Source organism: Pararhizobium sp. DWP3-4 (assembly GCF_049898205.1).
Taxonomy (GTDB): Bacteria; Pseudomonadota; Alphaproteobacteria; order Rhizobiales; family Rhizobiaceae; genus Pararhizobium.
This window is the reverse complement of record NZ_JAFCXF010000008.1, coordinates 254,342-275,328: the sequence shown is the minus strand read 5'-3', so window position 1 is coordinate 275,328 and position 20,987 is coordinate 254,342. Positions and strand designations below refer to the sequence as shown.

The window sequence follows — 20,987 nt, the reverse complement described above, 5'->3', positions numbered from 1 at the left end:
TCGTTCAGACAATGCGGACGTATCTAGAGTACCATCCGCAAAGTCTTGGACGAGCTCCATCTCTGTCTTCACGTCGCTCAAAGTGAAGTCGTAGGCAGCGGCAGATCCCGTCGCTGCAAGCACGATCAAAACGGCGACAAGGTCAATCCGTCGTCTCACCATTGAAGTAGTTAGCATTAAAGACTCCCTCCGTGGTCAGAATCGGGTCCGTTGCGTTGTTGTTTGACAGGACCGCGGCGTTCGCCTTATCGCCGTTCCAATCTTGAGGCATCAACACGTAGCCTCCCGTCAGGTATCTGTCGGAGCGCAGAACGCCGCAATCGCGCAAATGACCATCAGGGAGCGTAGCAGGACAGGTGACATCGCTGAAAAACGCGTAGCGGTACCCCATGCCTGAAATGGGCTTGGGCTTGTTCATGCCTTGCGAGGAGAAGTATTTGAAGCCCGCTACTTGGGCGGAAAACGCGGAAAGCTCGTTTCCATTCTTATCAAGGTAATTCAGGAATACTCCTGCATGACCGCTGCGAGCTCGATTAAAGTTCACGAACGCGCCAGGAAACAAATCTTTGAACGCAACCCGTTTTCCCATCCCCATCTGATCGACCGCGTAGCCAAAGCCGGAAGAATTACTGTTCTCCACCTGCCAAATCATGCCCCGTAGATAACGAGGTCTCAGTTTTTCCCAATAGCCTTTTGGAAGAAAGTGAAATGGAGCATTGTCCCTGGTGACCTGTGCATACCCGTTAAGGGCTTGAATAAGCACCTCAAGTTGAGCGGCTACGCACATCGTTAGGGGAGCGGCGGAGGACGCCTTGATTGTACCGTTGTCCCCAAATTGAAGATCGTGTGTGAGCGCCGAGTCTCCGTACCCGAGTCCGCCGTGATCTCGATACGTTCTTTCGACCGCCTCTAGAACGTATTTGCTGAATTCACTGTCTGCTGGTGCCGCAAATGCTGCTGGCGTGATGGCCAAGCAAAATACGGGGAAGAAAAATGATATCAGTCGGAACATTGGAATTCCCCCTCTTGGACCAATGCGCAAAACAATACACCTTACGCCGTGGGTCGCCAACTTGCTCTGAGTGGCTACGCTCAACTAGGGAACGAGGCCAATCCTTGACCGCTTCGGCCGCGCGCTACTCGGATACGACAGCCGTGCACTTCATAATCGCGAAGATCCCGCTCTTTCTTCAAGCGCGCTGTCGAACTCTGAACCTTCGGAGCGGCTCTCCTTTGGTACTTCCACAATCCCTTTATTCGTGCGACCTTGACCACGGAGAAATCGTGAGCAATGGGCCTGCCGGTTTTAACGATTACCGGGTATCGGAGCCTAAGATCGGAATCGAACAACGGCAACTTGGAATTCTGGGCCGTGGTGAGATGAACGAAAATGTCCGGCCCGCCTTCACCACCCGAGGGGGAATGATCAGATCACCGCCGGCACCAGAATTCGGCTCGCCGTGGAAACCGCACAAGGAACTTGCCCGCCACCATCTTGAAAACAGCCTCCAATATCCCGATCTTGACTAAGTAATTGAAGCCTGACGATGCTGTACCTCATTCTTGCCATGTCCGCTATAATTTGCACGTTCTTTATTGGACGCTTTTTCGCCGCGAAGACGAGACTGGTCGAAAAGGCAATTGATGACATCGTTGTCCGTAAGCTTTCAAACTCCCGGACGAATATTGAGCTAAGCCGTTTGAGAGAGCAAAATGGGGTAATGCGCAACCTGTTGATCGACATGTTGGAAAATGAGGGTCCAGTAGTGTCGGCCGTGGCCAAAACACCCTCTGAACAAGACCGTGCGGCAAAAGCAAGAGTGCAACGCCGACGAGAGATTTTCGGCGAGGCGGTCTTTGCACTCCAGCAAGCCGGAAATGCTCAGCAGGACGTCCCTTATTCTAAGATCGACAGACTCGTATGATAGTTATAAGCTCGGCGTTGTTGAACGCACTGCGCCAGGCATGGTTTCGGCGCGACCTGGCTAGCGGGCGTCGGACAGGCGGTTCAAAACAATATCAATTTTCCTTCGGCGTCGAAGTGCCGTCCAGATGTAATCATTCGGGTACGTGAGGTGATCTGGCGGTTGAGGATCATCGAGACGATGATGGGTATCGCGCAGGTTCCAGTTGCCATTGAAATAGCTTCCGAGAGTCGAAGCGTTCCGGCTTCGGACAGCGCGGAAAGGAGCATAACGCGATCCACCAAGCTCGTTTCGTATCGAGCGTACCGCAGCAAATCCTTGGCGTTTTTCCGGCGGACCGCAGGAAAGTCGGACTTAGACCTGAGCTGGTACCGATAGCCCTCGCCCTCCACCGCATCCTTAACCCATGGGGGGATCTAACTGTCAACAGCAATCTCGGACTGTCGGTATGGATGCATTGGCACAGCGGTTAAAGGGCTAAACTAAGAATTGATACGGAAATCAACAGCGACTTAAACAAATTCGAATTCGCCGTAAAAATGATCTCTTTCTAACACCGGGTCTTCTGAGTAACGCAGCTGCTCCATATTGCCCCATCCCATATCAAAAGCGAGTAAACATAAAGCAAAGTGTTTACTTGTCGCCCGATAGGTTCCCATCATGTTGCCATTCCAAACGATTTTATATTTTTTTGGATGCGATTCTTCGAAGCTGAATTTGGGGAACACATAGCTAAGGTCGTATGTTATTTCTAACCCCCCTTCATAGCCCTCGGCGACCGACGTGCCGCTCTCGAGTTGCACCCCATCTAGTGCCTCAACAATCTCTGTGAGGGCGGTGCCGTACTCGCATGGAGTTCGCAAAGTTTCTCCAGACCGCTGTGAGCTCAATGGATGTTGGGGTGTCAAGTCACCACGGGTAGGGGAAAGCAGTTCGGGTGAAGTCATTTGATGGCTCTGAAATGAGTGTCGATGAATAATTGTCATGTCAAAAACTCTCGGTCGTCAAGCTAGTGATTGTCGAAGGGATAGGCCACTGCCCCACAGCCTATAGGATCGTGTCCCAGGAGGTGGTGTAGCTTCGGCAGTCGCCGTGCCTTCCGGACAGAGCCGGGAATGGGTCAGCTTGCCGCTGGCAGGCTGATGAGAGGATCATCGCTCATTGTGGCGATGGTCTCAAGCGTCATGTAGCGGGAACGTTGCACAGCCCATTCATCGTTCTGTTCGAGGAGCAACGCGCCGACGAGGCGGACGATAGCCTCGTCGTTTGGGAAGATACCGACGACCTCTGTGCGACGCTTGATCTCGCCGTTGAGGCGTTCGATCGGGTTGGTCGAATGAAGCTTGGTCCAGTGCGTTTTGGGAAAGGTCATGTAGGCGAGCACATCCTGTTCGGCATTATCCATCAGCGTGGCGAGTTTCGGCACCTTGGGCCTGATCTGGTCGGCGACATTACGCCATTGGGTGCTTGCAGCCTCTGGGGTGTCCTGGGCAAAGGCGGTGGCGATGAAGGCGGAGACGACGCGCCGTCCGCTCTTTCCGGCATGGGCCAAGGCATTGCGCATGAAGTGGACCCTGCAGCGCTGCCAGGTAGCGGAGAGCACCTTCGACACGGCCGCCTTGATCCCCTCATGCGCATCGGAGACAGCAAGCTTGACGCCGCGCAGGCCCCGTCGGGTCAGCTTTCGAAGAAACTCAGTCCAGATCGCTTCGGCCTCAGATGTGCAAATCTCCATACCGAGCACTTCGCGTCGGCCGTCGGTGTTGACGCCCACCGCAATGATGACGGCGACGGAGACGATCCGGCCACCGCGCCGGACCTTCAGATAGGTGGCATCGATCCACAGATAGGGCCATTCCCCTTCGATAGGCCTGTCGAGGAAGGCCTTCACCTTATCGTCGATCTCCTCGCAGAGCCGGGATACCTGGCTCTTGGAGATGCCCGACATGCCCATGGCCTTGACGAGGTCATCGACGGATCGGGTCGAGACGCCTTGGATATAGGCCTCCTGGATCACCGCCGTCAGAGCCTTCTCGGCCATCCGGCGCGGCTCAAGGAAGCTCGGGAAATAGCTGCCTGTGCGAAGCTTCGGAATGCGCAACTCGACGGTGCCCGCTCGCGTCTCCCAGTCCCGGTCGCGATAACCGTTGCGCTGGGCCAGTCGGAAGCCATTCTTCTCGCCATAACCCGCGCCGGTCTTCGTCCCGACCTCCAGCGCCATCAGCTTCTCGGCAGCAAAGCCGATCATATCCCGCAGCAAATCGGCGTCGGCGCTCTTCTCAACGAGTGAGCGCAGGTTCATCATGTCGTCGGTCATCAGTGGTGTCCTTCAGGTTGGTCTTGAACAACCCGACCCTACCGGAAAACACTGGTGACCACCGCTACGCCGCCCGCTCCCTACAGCACTATGGAAGGTGCGCTTGCGAGCGGCTTCGCTATCGCCCAGCTACACCACTCGGCGGGACACGATCGCCTATAGCCGTTCGATCCATTCCGAAAGCAGCCGGAGCGAAGGGAGACGGGTTCCCGCTCACGCGGTTTCCTGGGTTGCAGTCGCCTCTATAAGACGATGGACCACAAGCTCGTGCCACGCATCGCTGAGCCTGGCGTCGACTTTGCTACGTGCCTCCGCAAGCAGTGCGTCTGTTCGAACCAGTCCTGCACCATTTCTGCGATGTCCTCCCGGTAACCTTTCCCAGCCCCATATCGCGCGCGGAGGTTCGACCAGAAGTCCGACGAACCATCCAAATATGGTTTGAAAGTGGTTCTGCCCCCAGTGACCGAACGAACTACCAATCCTGACGCCAGACTTTAATGTCCTCCTTGAGAGTTTCCAGCAAACCTTCGATTTCCGGAAGAGATGCAAATTTCTCTTCAAGACTGTCAATGGGTCCAGTTAACTTCGCCAGATAGTCGTGTGACCGCCGATTCGCGTCGGCCCGAACGCCAGAACCGATAAAGTGCGTGATTTCGAAATTGTCCCAAGCACCACGCCGGGCAAGCGAGGCGGCGATTGAACTGGGATGCCCATTTTTAATTTGCTCGATGAGCGTTTGATGAGACGGGCGAACGCTGGGCGGGAGTTTCGCATATGCTTTCGCAGCGACTTCATCTCTGTCTCTATCGCGACACGAGCCTGCTGGATACGCGCAGCGTCGGCGTTGGTAACGAGATCTACCGACAAGGCCACGAAGCGTTGAAGGCGCTCCACCTGGTACTGGCGCACAAGTTTCATCTGGCGATCAAGCTGCCGCCAGTCATCGGCAGCAGACCCGTCCATGGCATTGAAAAACAGCGTTGGCACGGCCCCGATACCAGCCTCCACAGGTGCAAGATACGAGACACACTCATGCCCCACGATTGGAATGGACCGCTCGCGGCTTGTTGTGTTCAAACGAGTGTTGATACCATCGTTACTGAGCCTGCTGGTCGCCATGGCCTTGGTGCCGCTCTTCAGCTTGGATTGAGCCCCGTCATGAAAACGATGTGCCTGTGCCCGATGTAGGTGGTGGCACATGTTAGATTAGGGAGACCCCGATCGCCCACTCGGGGTGATACGACATCCCTCGCACTGGCCGAAGCCCACTGAAGTGGGTCCGTAGCTCAATGGTGAGAGCCGGGCGTTCACAACCGCTTGCTTGGGGATTCACGCCCCTGGCTAAACTTCTTCTAACAATTCTTGGGAATCGATTTGGAGGATGAGGCGCTGATTCAGATCGTTGGTCAGCATGGTGTGACGCTTCCGCATCGGCAAACGCTCAACCGAGCAGTTACGGTTTTTTTCATATTTTCGATTGAGAACTGGCGCTCCACGCGATCAATGAAACGAGAACACTTGATGAAGTATCGAAAGCCTTTGAAGATCACGCAGCGCACAACTTCGGTGACTAACAGCTTTGTACAAGCCGTGATCCCGTGGGTTTCGCCAAAACCGCATGAACGAGATGAAGCCCTGGACGTTTTGGGTATGAAGCTGGAAACTGTCTCCTGCGCGTATTGCGGCGGCTCCGCTTCAGATTGGGACCATTTACGCGCCCTGGTAAGGAACAAACGCCCAACAGGTTACGTCTCGGACTACAAGAACATGGTCCCCGCCTGCGGACGCTGTAATCAGTCGAAGGGTGCACAAGAGTGGCGCACTTGGATTGAAGGTGCTGCGCCAAGCTCTCCAACCACCAGGAAAGTTTCCAAACTAAAAGATCGCATTTCTGCGCTGGCTCGCTTTGAGGCTTGGGGCCAGGTTGAGCCACTGGCCCTCGAAGAACTAGCCGCGCCAGCCCTCTGGAAAGCACACTGGGAAAATCTCGCTTCTTTGGAACAGGCACTGCGGATGGCACAAGAACATGCTGCTATTCTACAAGCGGAAGTCAGCAAAAACTTTCACACCACATTTCCTCACACTACGAGCCCAACAAATGATACGGCGGTCTCCGTAGACATAGCAGTGACATTTGACGGCAACGGTCCGCTAGCGACAATCACAATGTCATCGTATAAAGCAAAGTCGGGATGCTAAAATACCAAGGCGAGCCCAGCCAGGCTCGCCTGTGATGCATACTCCCCTTCAACCCCATTCGGATCTGACAAATGCGTCGATAGCCGTTGTCCGCGCGTCAACGTCGGTTTCGTCCCATCCATTGTTCGTGGTGATCGTCACCGCGATGGCCGCAGTGCCAAGAAGGCCACTCGATTGGTAAACACTGGCCTTTGCAACCGGAGAAGTTGCCTGCAACGACGAATTGACCCGCGGTGGAAGCATCGTCAAGTTTCCAATGTTGTGAATATAGGCGGCACCACTACTCTGCGGCATCACATGTTCAACGGACCGTGACGGCTCCTCCAGCCAGATCTTATTCCACTGCAATTCGTTCAATGGACTTCCGGCTGCTGCTGCGAGGTGCTCGTCATATCGGAATAGGATGTAGCGAAGTTCTTCTGTCCATCCTTCGTAAGACTGATTCCAATAATCTTTGGCTTTCAGAACGTTTGCAATATCATAGTTTGTTCCGAGATCTGCCAATCCGGCCTCGATCTTAGTGACATCAAGGTTGTCGGCGATGATCTTGTATCCGAGTCGGACATAGTCTCCGATTTTATGACGGGTGTCCGCGCCGCCGAGACCAAAAATGCGAAACGTCACCCTCTCCCAGGTCCCAAGCAATCGTCTCTCGACGTCCGCATCGAACCTTCGGAGTAGAATTGCCGTTGCGACGAAGCGTGCGTGGACGATTTTCGTCACAGCGCGTAGTCGCACATTACCATCCAGCGCATTCACGGCCTGCACTACCCGCTTCAAGTTTTCGCCGACCACGATCACGCTGTTGAGTTTGACTCCTGCAGCAATAGTTAGCGCTGATGCCGAATCCTCCTGCGAGATAATCCGGTTTGGTTGTTGTCCGAGTGACCAGGTTCCGGCAAAGCGCAAGCTTTCATCCCCTAGGTTTCCACGTTGCCCGAGTGCCTGGTAGATTTGTTTCCAAATCTCTTGCATTTCTTTCACGGCTTCTTGCCGGGTGCCGGGCTCGACATGCTCAAAGAGCAGCGCCATTAGCTGGCTCTTCAGCTTGTCGATCCATTTGACATCGAGACCGCGGCTGTTGAGAACTTCGAATACGCGGTAGACCGTCGCCTCGTCTGGTATCTCATGGTAGATCATCGATAGCTGGTTCTTTACAACCGCCACCAGTTCGACAATCGGAAACCTGAGCAGCCAATCCCGTACAAAGGCTTCGCACTCTCTCGCGGCATGAATCAAGTTCATGTCGGAGGCAGTCTTAGCCTGATCCTCGTTGATGGCTCCCGCACGAATGTAGTCGGTGAATACGCTACTGCTGTCGTGGTTTGTCTGAAGCAACACCAGTGAGTGGTCGTCACCCTTCACGAGGAGCTCTGAAATGTCTCTCCAAATTTTTTCCTGAACAGCATCACTGACATTAAGAGCTTTCACGATCGCCTTGAAAAGTATCACAAGTGTCGTGATGCGTTGTTGACCATCGACGATCTCTACCGTTCTGAACTGGTCAGCACCAATTAGGCGATCACCTTTGGAAAGGGCCACGACCGTAGCCATGAAATGTTCACGGCCCGAGATCTTCGCATCCAATATGTCGTGAAAAAGATCTGATCGTTGCCGTGGTCCCCATGCATAGGCGCGCTGATACTCTGGAATTCGGAAGAGCCGACCTGTGAGCAAGGTCGAGACTTTGAGGTGCATCGGGTTCAGCTGCATTTCAGACCTTCAATTCGAGTGCGCGTACACGCAAGAGCCGCATTCATGACGATTACGAGTTAATACAGAACAAACAAATGCGAAGGTATTGCGAAATATGGCCCGACGAGCCAGCTGTTCCAACAATGGGCAGGCGCGGCTGTTGCTTCGGCGTGGTCGTAATGCCACATCCGGTTGTCGGAACACTGCGCTGCCAGCAATAGGTATTCAGCAACCTATGACTTGGCCGTGAGGGGCGTTGAGGCATTTACGGACCGAGTGGAAACAAGTTGAATAGAAAAAACTCCACGATCAGAGACGCGATGATTAATGATTGCTGGCGTGGACGAAGGTTGTAGAGCCGGTCAATGATCCTTTAGCAACCGCCTCCGTGCCGAAAGATCGCTGTTCATTCCGGCTCAAAGCCGATCTCCAGCCCAGCGGAATCAGAGAAAACGTGTCGTCGCAGGGGTAAGCGATATTCCGCGTTAGATCATGCTCGGCGAACTATGCGGCGAAATACCTTTCGGTGTAAGAGAAGTTTTGTCGGAGAAGGAAATAATCTTCTGGTAGCGTCGATCATCGATCCCAATATCATCTCGCGGGGCAAGCGCACTACTCTCCCCGACCGCAAACATAGCGCTCATGGATGAAGACGTAAGGACCCGATATTTTTCACTAGTAGATGAAGCCGAGATTGATCTGACCGCCCGCGAGATTGCAACAATATCAGTCGTGCCGCTTAAAATATGCAACTGATTTTCTGGATACTTCCTTGCGATCCGTGTCGAAAACCCGGGCAGCACGCCTACGGTAGTAGGGAGGAGCCGCCACCAGGAACCCGCTGCTCAGCTCACGCTGTCTGTGAACCTATGTTCGGAGATCCGCTCTCCAGATCCAAGTCACTTGTGTAGCGGCTGAAAACTTTCTAACACCATGGTGCACACAGGCATTCCCGAAATTTCACGTTTCTTAATTGTATCAAGTCTCCGACTCCGTCCAGTATTGGCTGATAAAGTCGCCCCTTGTTCGGGTTATGATATCTGGAGGACACATGGCATCTTCCCTGTTGGAACCTGACTATGCCGCGCCTCAGGCCGCGATGCTCACTGACGATGCGATTGACATTCTAAAGTTTGCATGCGCGTCGTTCACCGCGGGTCACGGGACAGCTCTCATTACGTTGATTGGAATCCGCGGCGGCGCAGCCCGTGCACTAGGGGCACAAATGGCTGTCCGCGCCGATGGCCTATATTGTGGCTACGTATCGGGCGGATGCACGGAAGCGGCCCTTGCGGCCGAAGCCGTGCTTTCGATCGTGAGGGGCGTAGACCGTAACGTTATGCTGGGAGTTGGATCTCCATTTTTCGACATCGTTCTTCCCTGCGACGGCGGAATCACCGTTTCCATCCATGTCCTGAACGAAATTGATGTGTTGTTCGGCGTGATCGAGGCTCTGCAAAAGAGACAGCGCATCAGCCTGACATACGACCCTGCGTCACAACGCATTTGTTCAATTGGCGCAGGAGAAGTGACAGGCTCGAAGAGTAGCCTTTTTCTGCGCCAATTTCGACCGCGACTGCGTCTCCACCTCGGTGGCAACTCTTTGGAAACTACCGTCGTTGCGCGCGTCGCGAGTGCGGCCGGGTTCGAAGTTTTCGTGTGTGATCAAGCGTCGGAGATTGATGCAACTCATTGGGACTCTGACAGCGCGGTGGCCCTCCTCTTTCACGACGTCGAAAAGGAGAGAGCTTTGCTCGAACGGGCCTTGGCATCCTCATGCTTTTACATCGGTGCGCTCGGGAGCAAACGCACTCATGCCCAACGTTGTGATGCTTTGCGCGTCCGCGGGCATGGAGAGGGACAAGTCTCTCGGATCAAGGGGCCAATTGGGCTGTTCAGCAAGGCGCGTGACTCCACCGCGCTGGCTCTTTCAATCCTTGCAGACATAACTCTCGTAAGGCAACTTGATGAATACAACATGGTCACGGTCGCGGACTGAGGTCCCAGCAAATCGGTCCTTGCGAGAGATGATCCCCTAAGCCGAAAAACCAGGCCGCCGGACGCTCACTCTACTTCTGCCCGGCGATGGTCATGATCCCTGCCGCAGGCCTCCTCCTGTTGCTTGCGAAAAAATTGCGTTCAGGAACTTCGCGGCGATATCACCTCCAAGCAGATAATCACGCTCCCTTTTGACAATCTATCTCCGGCCACCTCAACTGAATTGGTGGAATGCTGGGGTCAAATGACTTCGAGTTCATAGTAGGAATAAGCTTATGCGCTCCACTGCATTACGTGTGAAGCCGTTGTTTGATATCGATGCCAGCGAAATGCTAAGCGACGACAAACGGAGATGACAACTCGCATCATGGCCAATTCTCCCTCTTGGAAAACTCCCAAGCGCTTCTTGGGTGATGCGATTACGCGTCGAAATCCGTTGTCGCAGACCTTCATGGTGCATGGGTTGCCTGCCCTGCCGATTCGTAACGCAGGTTAGTAACACAGCACGCATTATACGCTGGGGCGTCATTCTTTGCCTCAGAACCCAGTGCAGAAATCGTCAACTCAGGCGAAGCGGTAAGATACGAATAACGGTCCGCCAAGAGGTAGCCGCCCGTGAGGAAATGGCGAGAGCAACATTTGTCACCGTGGATTTCGCTTTACAGAAATACACCCCCCTTTCTGTGAATAAGGTCCCGTTTTCGACGTTGTTCAGAATGGCGGCCGATATCGAGGGAGTGTCTGTTGCTGACGAAAACGAATTTCAACCATTTCGAAGCGAGAAGGTGTCCCACGGAATTCGTTTTTGAGTCTTTCTGCACCGAAAGGCAGAGAGAGGCGCAGCAAGCAGTTACAATTGTGCCTCACCTCCTGGAAGCCGATCATATGGGATATCTTGAGTGTAAGGCCTTTGATGTAGCTAGAGGCGACCGCTGGTACGTGGTTACTGTTTAGGGTGAAGGGCGCCAGCCCGTAGAGTTTTGTGAGAATTATTCTAATGATGGAGCTTAGGATGCTGAAAACTGTGGCAACACGGCGTATTGAGACGGCCCCCGGTATGGTGTTTGACGTCTCGGTTTCGGGAGATGTGGATAAGCCTTTGGTCATCATGCTTCATGGTTTCGGTGTTTCTCGCCATTCCTTTGACGCTCAACTTGATGCTCTGGGGGTCGCCGGATTTTTCGCCGTTGCGCCCAACCAGCGAGGTTACTCCCCAGATGCTCGTCCAGATCCGGCCGATTTCCCGCAGTACAGTATGGACGAGGTGATTAGCGACGTATTCGCGATCGCAGAAAGACTGGGCAATGGGAACCGCCGTTTCCATCTGGTCGGTCACGACTGGGGAGCCAGTCTCACTTGGGAAATTGCGAATCGCTTTCCTGAAAAACTGGCGTCGATAACCATCCTATCTCGCCCGCACCCACTGTCTTTTAACCGCGCGTTGGAACAAGACCCCGAGCAAGCACAGCGTTCACAGCATCACGGTCGATTTTTGGATCCCCAAGCTGGCCCCAACATTTTGGCGGAAGACTCGAAGTTGCTTCGAACTCGTCTGACAAAGAATGGGGTACCCAGTGAGGCGATTGCAAAACACCTGTCAGTAATAGGAAATCCCCAGGCTATGGAGGCCGCGCTCGCTTGGTATCGGGCCAGAGGCACTCGACATGTGCCCGTCGGACCGACGAAGGTTCCGACCCTTTATATATGGGGGGACAGCGATGATACTGTGGGCCGCGTCGCGGCCGAAGGAACAGCCGATTTTGTTGAAGCCGACTATACTTTCAAATCCTTACCAGGAGTTGGTCACTTCGTCTCTGATCAAGCCCCAGAAGACGTGACCTCGCTCCTGTTGAATCATCTCGCTCGGCATCCCACCTAGGTCGTGTTGACAACGTCGATCTCAACCAAGGCTTCGTTATCGATCTTTTGTTTCTACAACACTGAGGCTGAATCCCGAACCCTCGTCATTGCATTGAAGTCGCCACTTACCCGCATGCGTTTTGTCAGGGGCAAGTTCAGGGCGGATTATCTTGCCAAACAGACTCGGTTCGGAAATTTCGAAACCTGGAAACGCCTCCTGGACAACTCGGCCAATCCAGCCCTTGGGATTGCTCTTGCGAATACGGACGGACTTGGTGTGCCCACGATATTCAATTCGGTAAGTGAAAGTCGGCGTGAGCCCTCCTTGCGGCCTGCTCTCGGCGGGATAACCGGGCGTGTGCCGTGAAATAGAAGCTCCTGGCGGATGCTGTCGGCATCATATCCCTTGTCCGCGAGGAGACTACGAGGCCTGTTTACCGGCATCGCGAGAAGATGTGGAACAGCGAGATAATTGGAAGTCTCGCCACCCGTCAGGACAAAGCCAAGAGGCGTCCCTGACCGTCTGCGGATATGGGCAATGGTTATCCATGCTTCTGCTGAAGCGATGGATTTCTCGAAGTCCTTGGCCAACCTGCGGCATCGGCCCAGCCATGCGAAGGTCCATTCAACGACCCAGCAGCGCGGCAGGATTTCAAAGTCCTTGGCCTTGTCGGAGCGCTTGGTGATTTCGAGCGTCCATTTACCGATTTTCTGGACCTTATGTCGAGCAGCGAGTTCTGCTGCAAAGCGCCAACAGCGGCCATCCGGCAGTTGCTTAATCAGTCTGCCAGCTTGAACAGGAACGTTGTTACCAGCTTGCTTGGATCAGGTTCAATGGAGGGATTGTTGTCGTGGACCTCGAGCCGGCACGCGAATAGCTCTCCGGCCTCCGTGCTCGATGAGTCCCATATCAAGCCCTTCTCCTTTGCCCATCCGACGAGCATGGCGGTGGCATCGTAAAGTCCCTCGTATGGGCCTGTGTAGGTCATTCGGACGTATCGTCCTCCGGGCAGCACCCCTTCGACCAGACGACCCGAAAGAGGAATGGACCCATCTGTGGTGATACCCGTTTCGATCTCGAGGCGCGGCATATCGATGAGGTTGAACTTGATGAACTCGACTCCGTCTGGCGCAACCCCCGCTCGCGCGAAAGCATCAAACAATTCATCGAAAGCTGGATCGACCTCCTCGGCGAACGGGATCACAACTGGCAGACGAACAGCGACATAACGCTGTGGTTCGCGTTCGACCATTTCCGGCATCGTTAGCATTGGCCTCTCCTGTTCTTCTTGTCCATGACGTATGGAATATAACGACTCCGATAGGCCGGTTCCTAGTTTTTGTTAGGCCACACCTACGGCATTCTCGAAGTCGGCTTCGGGCCAATTGCGGACGATCGCTTGCCTTCTCGACTAACGGATAGACGGAAAAGAGCTTGACCTCAGCCCGCCGATTAGAGAAGCCGGCATCGGCGAAGACAAGAAGGAGCCACGGCCAGCGGCTGCGGATGGATTTCAGAAGATCGGGAGCACCGTCGCGATCCTGGATATCGGCGCTGTGCACCATGAGCCGACCATCAGCCCGAGGGTATCGACGATGATGTGACGCTTGCGCCCTTTGATCTTCTTGCCAGCGTCAAAGCTCCGGATACCGCCGCTTTCAGTCGTTTTGACACTTGGCTGTCGATGGCACCGGCGGTAGGAGAGGCTTCTTCCCTCTCAATGACGAGGGGATGGTTGATCCGTATCCTGAGACCGATTGCATGCATTCATGGAAATACCGCTGCACCGTCGAACACGGCGGAAAGTCCTTCGGTAGCAGCCGCCACTGGCAGCCCGTCGAAGCAATATAGAGAAGGGCGTTCAAAACATCGCGCAGATCGGTCTTGCGCGGACGGCCCAGACGCCGCGGCGCTGGCATGAAAGGGGCAACAAATTCCCATTCGCGATCTGTAACGTCGCTTGCATACCGGCTCGTTCGACGTACATATTGCCGCCGGGTGGTTCCAGTCTAGGCCATCGTGTTCTCCATCGAATCTCAGCAAATCCGAAGGAACCACAACTGGCTGAAAGCACTCAACTCTTTTCGGGGCAGGCTCTTAGACAAGTCATCTGGAATTGAAGTTTCCTGCTTATGATGCCCAATGGGAAATCCTTCGCCTCAGCATAAAGCAGCAATGAACGGCAAGATTTCACCGGGACGCATATTGTCCACGTGTTGAAGTAAGCGGAGGACGGCACGCGATCGGCGAGGTCTGGAGCAAGCGGGGATAAGAATTCACGACCCAACTTTCACAATTGGTTCATATTTACGCTGATCAATGCCGGATTGGCGGCAACTCGAGGACGAGCGTGACAAGCTAAATGTTCGACGACCAATCGCTACAAAGGACTGCTAAGGTGCATGCTGTCGAAAAATCGTTGAGGCTGGGTGACAGGCTAGAGCTAGGCGACAGTATCGGCGCGGACTGGAGTCTCGATCCGGCGCGCAAGCGCGCAATTTGTGATTGATCCATAACTGAACGTCTAGATCGGCAGGCGCGGCGAACAAACCGACCTAAAGCGCATATCAGGGGCACCTATCGATTAGCACGCCCATCAGTTACTATGCAGTTGCTTGATGGTGACGTGCCGTCGAAAACCGCGATGATCGATCGAGCCGCGAGTAGGTTGCTTCTAGCCAAAGCTTCGTCGGTTGAACCAGCGGCGTGCGGAGTTGCGACGAAATTTGGCAGCGCCAGTAGCTCATCAGCAACAGATTTGAACGCCGGGTCTATTTCGCCGTGAAAAACGTCGAGGGCTGCACCACGAATAGACTTATGTTTCAGGGCTTTTAGGAGTGCCACTTCATCGATCAGGCCGCCACGAGACGTGTTCAAAAGTATCGAAGTGGGCTTCATCTGCCGCAAGGCGTTCTCGTCGATCAAATTGCGCGTTTCATTCGTCAGGGGAGAGTGCAAGCTAACGTAGTCGCTCTGCCGTAAAAGGGTAGAGAGATCCACGAAGCTAACGCCGAGGCGGATACCCTCACTCAAATCTGGTCGGGGCGCATAGGCCAGGACATTTACATCGAAGCCAGCAAGCCGCTGTGAGACCTGTCGTGCGATGCTACCAAATCCGATTAGTCCAACCGTCTTCTGAAACAGTTCGGTTCCTACTAAAATACTCCAGTCGCCATCTGCCATTTGCGCCTGAGACTCATGAAACCGTCGGCCGGAAGCCAGCATAAGTCCTACTGTATGATCTGCCACAGACGGAGCGTTGCCGCCGGCAGCGATCGTTACGACTTTACCAAGCTTTTCAGCTGCTGCGACATCCACACGTTCATAGCCTACTCCCCTGCGCGCGATCACAAGCAAATCGGGATGTGCCGCGAGGATCTCTCGCGTCACCCAGGCGTGTCCAACGATCCATCCTTGACAACCCGCAAGAAGTTCCACCAATTGCTCTCTTGTGGCATTGCCATCAGGCTTTGCAAGTCTAACGGTGCATCCGTTCGATTCAAGATACGATTTGGATTGATTATCAAAAAATGGGACGGTTACGAGAATATTGCGAGCACCCATGGCCAAGCTCCAACGCACGATTTAAGGAAATGGTAAAAGTTCGAGTACATTCGTGTTTTGCGTCTCCAGCGAGAAAACTATCGCGTTTTCTGCGATCTACAGTCCAACCAAGGGCTAATCTCAAAATGCTTGGCTTCAAACACACGGATATCGGCTGCAAGTTCCAGAGTTGCATCGATCGGGTCCAGACCACGCATCAGTCCGTCTTTCCGAGACCCGTCGATCGCGAAGGTAACTTGCTCTCCTGTTGAGTCGACCGTGATCCTTTGATCTTGAAGACTTATGGTAAGAACGTTTGTTGCGGGCTTCGCCGCGCAAACAAGCAGACGATCGACAATGTCGGGGTTGAGCGTGATGGTCAGCAGACCATTGCGTTGACAGTTATCGTCGAATATCCCTGAAAAGCTCGTTCCGATAATTGCGCGGATACCCAATTGCGAAAGACCCCATACCGCATGTTCTCTGCTCGACCCGCATCCGAAATTCGAACCAACGATCAGGAATCGTGCATCGTGCCATTCTGGGCGATTTAAAACAAAGTCTCGATTTTTCTGCCCGGCTGAATTGAACCTGAGATCAAAGAACGCGCCCCTGTCCAGCCCTTTACGATCAACGCCCTTCAGGAACTGCTTTGGCATGATTACATCAGTATCGATGTTGGCCGACGGCAGCGGCGCAGCTCTCCCCGTGACCGAAATAAATGCTCGCATCAGCTCGCCTCGCGTACCAATTTTCTGACATCAGTTAGCCGTCCGCTGATTGCCGCCGCGGCAACCATTGCTGGACTCATCAAATGGGTACGTGCCCCAGCCCCCTGTCTTCCTTCGAAATTCCGATTGGTGCTGGAGGCACAACGATTGCCCGGCTGCAGCACATCATCGTTCATCGCAAGGCACATTGAGCACCCTGATTGCCGCCATTCGAAACCAGCGTCTATAAAGACCTGATGTATCCCCTCGGCTTCCGCCAGCCTTTTAACTTGAGTTGATCCCGGCACGACGATGGCCCGTACGCCTGAGGCGACCTTTCTCCCCTTCAGAACAAGGGCGGCGTCTCGTAGGTCTTCGATCCTTGAGTTTGTGCAAGACCCAATAAATGCATGATCAATCTTGATTTCAGTCATCAAAAGTCCCGGAGCCAATCCCATGTAATCAAGCGCGCGAACAATGGCTGCCTTTTTCTTGGGGTCGGACATATTAATTGGGTCCGGGATGCGATCTAAAATCGTAGTTGCTTGGTCAGGGCTCGTCCCCCATGTCACCATGGGTGCAACCTCCGCAGCGTCCATCACCACCTCGTGATCGAACAAGGCCCCGGGATCGGACCTCAGCGAAAGCCAAGCCTCACAACCGGCAGTCCACATGTGGCTCTCGGGCGCGCGAGGCCGACCCTCAATATATTTCAAAACCTTATTGTCCGCCGCTATGACGGCACCGCGCGCGCCCGCTTCCACGATCATAGTGCAGATCGTCATTCGGCTTTCGACGCTCATGTTCAAGATTGCGGCACCGGCAAACTCGACGGCGAATCCAGTAGCACCGTCAGCGCCAATTCTTCGGATGACCTCCATGACGATATCTTTTCCAGTAATTCCCACCGCAGGAACGCCGTCGATAACGATTCTCATTGTTTTCAATCGCTTATAGACAAGCGTCTGCGTCGCCAGATAGTGCTCGATGTCGGATGTCCCGATCCCAAATCCAAGCGCACCCAAGGCTCCATAGGCCGTCGTGTGGCTATCACCTGCTGCGACAACCATGCCCGGCAGGACAAGGCCCTGTTCTGGAGCAACGACATGCTCAATCCCTTGCCGAGCATCAAGGATGTCGATCAGTTCAATCCCAAAGTCGCGCGCGTTTTCTGCGAAATAATCAGCTTGCATCTGGCCACCAGCATCCGGCATTTTGCCCGTGCGGTGCGGCGCAGTCGAGTTAACATGGTCGATCACCATCAGAGCTGCGGACGGATTCCAAACCTGACGACCCGCCTCGCGTAAACCGGAAAAGGCCTGGGGACTTGTATATTCGTTCAAGACAGTGCGATCGACATACAAAAGTATGTGGTCATTGTCGTCCAATTTTCGCACCGTGTGCGCATCGATGATCTTGTCGTAAAGTGTTTTTGTGGCCATTGTTCATGATCTTTGTCGCTACTGGATCAGCCTCCAAAATAGCTTTTGCAGTATCAAAGACTACGGCAAAACGCGCATAAATTGATGCACCGAACGCATATGACGCGTGCAGCTATAGTTTTACGAGACGCGACCGATTGGCGGCGTCAAGAGGCAGTTGGATGGGCTAAAGACGGAACCCGGCCCGTAGGACAAGGTACAGGCCCCGGTGCCGGAGAAAAAGCGCCCCGGTAAACTTCGAGGCCATCATACGGAACCGCAATCGAATGGCTTTGCGCAAGGTCGTAAACTACAATCGCGACATCTCAGCCGAGGAAACGGAGGCGCGAGGCGCCGTGGCAAACATTGCATCGATGAGTTCGGGAGTAGGCGATTTTACGGCTTGGGCGTGGAAAGATTGCTACTTTCATCGTACTCTTCGCGCTGCCGCTGATCAATGTCGGTAACTCGATTGTACGTCTTTGAGGGAATAGCTTAGCGAATGTGATCCGCTAGCGTTTTTGGCCTTCCGCTGTACTCATATTGTCTCGGCAGGACAAACCAGACGCACGTTCGCTATCAAAGTCGCTCCGGCCTGCAGGCCAGGTGCTGTTCGCTCCTGAAAGTTTTAGTTTGGCACTCAAACCCCAACTTCGCGATCTCTCGCGTGCGCCAAACGAAACCCCACCATCTGCGGAGTCGATAATGATAAAGCCGAACGTCCTCCTTAAAGAAGCTTTTGGCAGCAAGTCCTTGAGATTGAAGCTAAGACGCAACCTCCGACTAGGCACACATGAATGGAGGCACTGTTCCAACAACATTTCGCGCGCTAGTGGCGAACCGCCCTAATGCTTTTCAACGAACCCACATTAGCACCATATAAACGGCATGGCAGTTTTTTCCGAGTTTGTTTGATTTTCGAATATACCGGTTCGAAACTGAAGCTGCTGAACCATCTGGCCTCATTGCAACCGGTAACTTTCATTTGCATCATCTTTTCCGATAGCACGCATATGCCGGGCCCTCCCGCCCGGCCTTTTTTAATGCTTGACCGGATAGCCTGCGGCAGCAAGGATCAGGTTGGCGATCTCGCGTGGATGTGAGATCAGTGACACGTGACTGGAATTCAGTTCGACTGTTGTCGCGTCCATGCGCTTGGCAAGAAATCTCTCGAGGTCGGGATTTGTCGTACGATCATTCTTTGAAACGGCGTACCAACTAGGCTTCGTCTTCCAGGCGGCTTGCGTGGTCTTAGTCGCAAACAATTTGTCCGAAATTCGTCCCTGGACCGCATATAGTGCCATAGCGTCTTTATGGCTAAGATCTCCTGCGAAGTCGTGGACAAATGCCTCTTCGCTAAGTTGGGCAAAACCGCCGCTATGGACTAGACCCTTGCTTGCAGGCGGTGCTGCGAACCTGCCGGTTAGTGCCGGGTAGTCTTCACCGGCGTCCGGTGCGCGTGCCGCAACGTAGACGAGTGCAGTGACTTTGGGATCGATACCAGTCTCGCTTATAACCATTCCCGCATAAGAATGGCCCACAAGGACTGTTGGCCCGTCTTGCAGGTCGAGCGCGCGCTTGGTTGCCGCCACATCGTCAGAAAATGACGTCAGGGGATTTTGTACTGAAGTGACGTGAAGTCCAGCTTTTTGCAAAAGCGGTATTACCTTGGACCAACTGGAGCCATCGGCATAGGCACCGTGTACCAGCACGACATTGAGTGCCTTGACCGGCGGCGAAGAGGCGGCCGCCGAGAGATCGGGAATCGAAAGAGAAGCCAAAATTGCGGCGGCAGCGACTACCGTCCTGTGGAAAATGTTCATTACGTTTGTCCTTAACGTTCCGTTTGGAGCAAGACGCTCCATTTGCTAGTTCGGCCCTCGCCCTACAAACGCAACATTTTCACGCTTTTGTGATAACAAAAAGCGCGCGCGAGTGAGTATCTAACGATGGCTTTTAAATGTGAATCGAATGAATGAGCCTTCGCGAAAATACATGGGCTGGGGCAATGCGTGCAGCTCGCCTTGGCGATTCCGCAGCCTATGAGAGATTACTTGAGGAGATCGGTGGGACACTACGCGGCCTTGTAAATCGCAAACTCTCGCGGCTTGGGATGAGCGCTAGTCAGACCGAGGATATTGTCCAGGAGGTACTCCTGGGCCTTCACATAATGCGCGACCGTTGGGATGTCGAGCGGCCATTTATCCCGTGGTTGCAGGCAATCGTGCGCTACAAAGTCGGTGACGCGGTGCGTAAGCGCAGCCGGGAAGCCCGCTTATACTGTGAGATTACACTGGATGAGGTCGCCGAAATTATCCAAGCTCCGGACAGTGACCGTCACATGCCCGACATTGAACGGGCATTCGAAACCCTTTCAGCCGGTCAACGGGATGTCGTTTCATCTCTCACGATCGAAGGACGGTCTGTGCGTGAGATAGCCGAACGGCTGGAGACTAGCGAAGGCGCCGTTCGTGTCACTCTACATCGAGCGTTGCAGCGTCTCTCTGATTTTGGCCACCTCGCTCCCCGCCATAAAAGAAGATGAAGATATGAAGACCGCTGATGATACCTCTGCCCTGATTAAAAAGATGGTCATTGAAGCATCCCAGCGCAGCGATCAGCGCAAATTGTCGTTCGAGCAGCTTTTACTACCAGCCGCATTCCTGATGCTTGCCGTTTCAATCGCGCTTGCATTTTTAATTTTTGGCAGCGATCTTGAGGTCGTCAGCATTCTTACAAGACCTCCGTTCCTTTTCAAGTTTGTGGTGATGGTCGCGCTTGCTGCTGGAGCCTTGCTTCTCGTTCGGCAAGCGGGCCAACCGGGGACTGGGCGTCTTGGGGTAATGGCGCTCGTTCCCGGTTTATCGCTGATGGCCGCGGGCATCGCATTGGACAACTCGGCCTTCCCGACACCGGGCGTGAGCGCCGTATCTGTCCTTAGCTGTGTGGGCGCAATCGTTTTGCTGTCTCTCCCGGTACTTGTGGCAATTTTGTGTGTCTTAAAGTGCGGCGTTCCAACACGGCCGGGTAGAGATGGGTTAATGGCAGGGCTCCTCGCGGGTACAATAGGCGGGGCAGCTTATGCTTTCGTTTGCAAAAACGACGGCGCCGCGTTTGTGGCTGTTTGGTATAATGTCGCAATAATCATCGTTTCTATCCTCGGATCGGTTACAGGCCGCCGTTTGCTCGCCTGGTAAGTCGAAGGTCAACGACCCACCCAGGGCTACGTCGGCCATCTCGTGGCGGTTCAGCTGCGACAACCATTTCCGGCGAGCGAGGCCTTGCTCGAGTGTCAATGGCACCCTGTGAGCCTAGTCG

At 54.0% G+C, this 20,987-nt stretch carries 18 protein-coding genes and 4 pseudogenes; 7 read left to right on the top strand and 15 right to left on the bottom strand.

Going from position 1 to position 20,987, the window contains the following annotated elements; all coding sequences use genetic code 11:
* Positions 1-142: 142 nt before the first annotated feature.
* Positions 143-1,012 carry a hypothetical protein gene (locus ACP7E6_RS21395; protein WP_426231731.1) on the bottom strand — a complete coding sequence of 290 codons (870 nt, stop codon included), beginning with the start codon at positions 1,010-1,012 and terminating at the stop codon, positions 143-145.
* A gap of 104 nt (positions 1,013-1,116) precedes the next feature.
* On the opposite strand from ACP7E6_RS21395, the gene ACP7E6_RS21390 reads away from it, so the two are divergent.
* A complete protein-coding gene (locus tag ACP7E6_RS21390; RefSeq protein WP_426231730.1) occupies positions 1,117-1,530 on the top strand; it encodes a hypothetical protein in 414 nt (137 codons plus the stop codon).
* A gap of 17 nt (positions 1,531-1,547) precedes the next feature.
* Positions 1,548-1,925, top strand: a complete 378-nt coding sequence (locus ACP7E6_RS21385; RefSeq protein ID WP_426231729.1) for a hypothetical protein — start codon at positions 1,548-1,550, stop codon at positions 1,923-1,925.
* An 83-nt stretch (positions 1,926-2,008) separates the two neighbouring features.
* On the opposite strand, the gene ACP7E6_RS21380 is transcribed toward ACP7E6_RS21385, so the two are convergent.
* The 4 genes from ACP7E6_RS21380 to ACP7E6_RS21365 all read right to left on the bottom strand — a co-directional run bounded on the left by ACP7E6_RS21380 (position 2,009) and on the right by ACP7E6_RS21365 (position 5,361).
* Positions 2,009-2,209, bottom strand: a complete 201-nt coding sequence (locus ACP7E6_RS21380) for a hypothetical protein (protein WP_426231728.1) — start codon at positions 2,207-2,209, stop codon at positions 2,009-2,011.
* Positions 2,210-2,437: 228 nt separating this feature from the next.
* Entirely contained in the window at positions 2,438-2,872 is a 435-nt protein-coding gene (locus ACP7E6_RS21375; RefSeq protein WP_426231727.1) for a hypothetical protein, read from the bottom strand.
* Positions 2,873-3,045: 173 nt separating this feature from the next.
* A complete protein-coding gene (locus ACP7E6_RS21370) occupies positions 3,046-4,242 on the bottom strand; it encodes an IS256 family transposase (protein ID WP_426231726.1) in 1,197 nt (398 codons plus the stop codon).
* Between the two features lie 579 nt (positions 4,243-4,821).
* Positions 4,822-5,361 (bottom strand): hypothetical protein, encoded by a 540-nt coding sequence (locus ACP7E6_RS21365; protein ID WP_426231725.1) that lies wholly within the window; start codon positions 5,359-5,361, stop codon positions 4,822-4,824.
* A 255-nt stretch (positions 5,362-5,616) separates the two neighbouring features.
* On the opposite strand from ACP7E6_RS21365, the gene ACP7E6_RS21360 reads away from it, so the two are divergent.
* Positions 5,617-6,441 carry an HNH endonuclease gene (locus ACP7E6_RS21360; protein ID WP_426231724.1) on the top strand — a complete coding sequence of 275 codons (825 nt, stop codon included), beginning with the start codon at positions 5,617-5,619 and terminating at the stop codon, positions 6,439-6,441.
* A 48-nt stretch (positions 6,442-6,489) separates the two neighbouring features.
* Here the strand turns inward: ACP7E6_RS21360 and ACP7E6_RS21355 are convergent, their stop codons facing one another.
* Both ACP7E6_RS21355 and ACP7E6_RS21350 read right to left on the bottom strand, forming a co-directional pair.
* Entirely contained in the window at positions 6,490-8,154 is a 1,665-nt protein-coding gene (locus tag ACP7E6_RS21355; protein ID WP_426231723.1) for a DUF262 domain-containing protein, read from the bottom strand.
* A 417-nt stretch (positions 8,155-8,571) separates the two neighbouring features.
* A pseudogene (locus tag ACP7E6_RS21350) lies at positions 8,572-8,954 on the bottom strand (LysR family transcriptional regulator); the annotation flags it as partial.
* Positions 8,955-9,187: 233 nt separating this feature from the next.
* Here ACP7E6_RS21350 and ACP7E6_RS21345 point away from each other — a divergent pair.
* Both ACP7E6_RS21345 and ACP7E6_RS21340 read left to right on the top strand, forming a co-directional pair.
* The gene (locus ACP7E6_RS21345) at positions 9,188-10,135 is read left to right on the top strand and encodes an XdhC family protein (RefSeq protein ID WP_426231722.1); all 948 of its coding nucleotides are present in this window, start codon (positions 9,188-9,190) and stop codon (positions 10,133-10,135) included.
* Positions 10,136-11,146: 1,011 nt separating this feature from the next.
* Positions 11,147-12,013 (top strand): alpha/beta fold hydrolase, encoded by an 867-nt coding sequence (locus tag ACP7E6_RS21340; RefSeq protein ID WP_426231721.1) that lies wholly within the window; start codon positions 11,147-11,149, stop codon positions 12,011-12,013.
* Between the two features lie 146 nt (positions 12,014-12,159).
* Here ACP7E6_RS21340 and ACP7E6_RS21335 read toward each other — a convergent pair.
* The 8 genes and pseudogenes from ACP7E6_RS21335 to ACP7E6_RS21300 all read right to left on the bottom strand — a co-directional run.
* Positions 12,160-12,528 (bottom strand): annotated as a pseudogene (locus ACP7E6_RS21335) (transposase); the annotation flags it as partial.
* Positions 12,520-12,708: pseudogene (locus ACP7E6_RS21330) on the bottom strand (transposase); the annotation flags it as partial. The pseudogenes ACP7E6_RS21330 and ACP7E6_RS21335, both read right to left, overlap by 9 nt.
* Positions 12,709-12,773: 65 nt before the next feature.
* Positions 12,774-13,265 (bottom strand): GyrI-like domain-containing protein, encoded by a 492-nt coding sequence (locus tag ACP7E6_RS21325; protein ID WP_426231720.1) that lies wholly within the window; start codon positions 13,263-13,265, stop codon positions 12,774-12,776.
* A gap of 160 nt (positions 13,266-13,425) precedes the next feature.
* Positions 13,426-14,053 (bottom strand): annotated as a pseudogene (locus ACP7E6_RS21320) (IS5 family transposase); the annotation flags it as partial.
* A 519-nt stretch (positions 14,054-14,572) separates the two neighbouring features.
* On the bottom strand, positions 14,573-15,559 hold the full coding sequence (locus tag ACP7E6_RS21315; protein WP_426231719.1) for a phosphoglycerate dehydrogenase: 987 nt from the start codon (positions 15,557-15,559) through the stop codon (positions 14,573-14,575).
* Positions 15,560-15,636: 77 nt separating this feature from the next.
* Complete coding sequence (leuD, locus tag ACP7E6_RS21310) at positions 15,637-16,269, bottom strand: 3-isopropylmalate dehydratase small subunit (protein WP_426231718.1); 633 nt, start codon at positions 16,267-16,269, stop codon at positions 15,637-15,639.
* Positions 16,269-17,690 (bottom strand): 3-isopropylmalate dehydratase large subunit, encoded by a 1,422-nt coding sequence (gene leuC, locus ACP7E6_RS21305; RefSeq protein WP_426231717.1) that lies wholly within the window; start codon positions 17,688-17,690, stop codon positions 16,269-16,271. Before leuC ends, leuD begins: the two co-directional genes overlap by 1 nt.
* Positions 17,691-18,709: 1,019 nt before the next feature.
* A complete protein-coding gene (locus ACP7E6_RS21300; RefSeq protein WP_426231716.1) occupies positions 18,710-19,492 on the bottom strand; it encodes an alpha/beta fold hydrolase in 783 nt (260 codons plus the stop codon).
* A gap of 152 nt (positions 19,493-19,644) precedes the next feature.
* On the opposite strand from ACP7E6_RS21300, the gene ACP7E6_RS21295 reads away from it, so the two are divergent.
* Both ACP7E6_RS21295 and ACP7E6_RS21290 read left to right on the top strand, forming a co-directional pair.
* Positions 19,645-20,214, top strand: coding sequence for a sigma-70 family RNA polymerase sigma factor (locus ACP7E6_RS21295; protein WP_426231715.1), 570 nt, complete (start codon positions 19,645-19,647; stop codon positions 20,212-20,214).
* On the top strand, positions 20,141-20,866 hold the full coding sequence (locus ACP7E6_RS21290; protein ID WP_426231714.1) for an NrsF family protein: 726 nt from the start codon (positions 20,141-20,143) through the stop codon (positions 20,864-20,866). Before ACP7E6_RS21295 ends, ACP7E6_RS21290 begins: the two co-directional genes overlap by 74 nt.
* Positions 20,867-20,987: the final 121 nt, after the last annotated feature.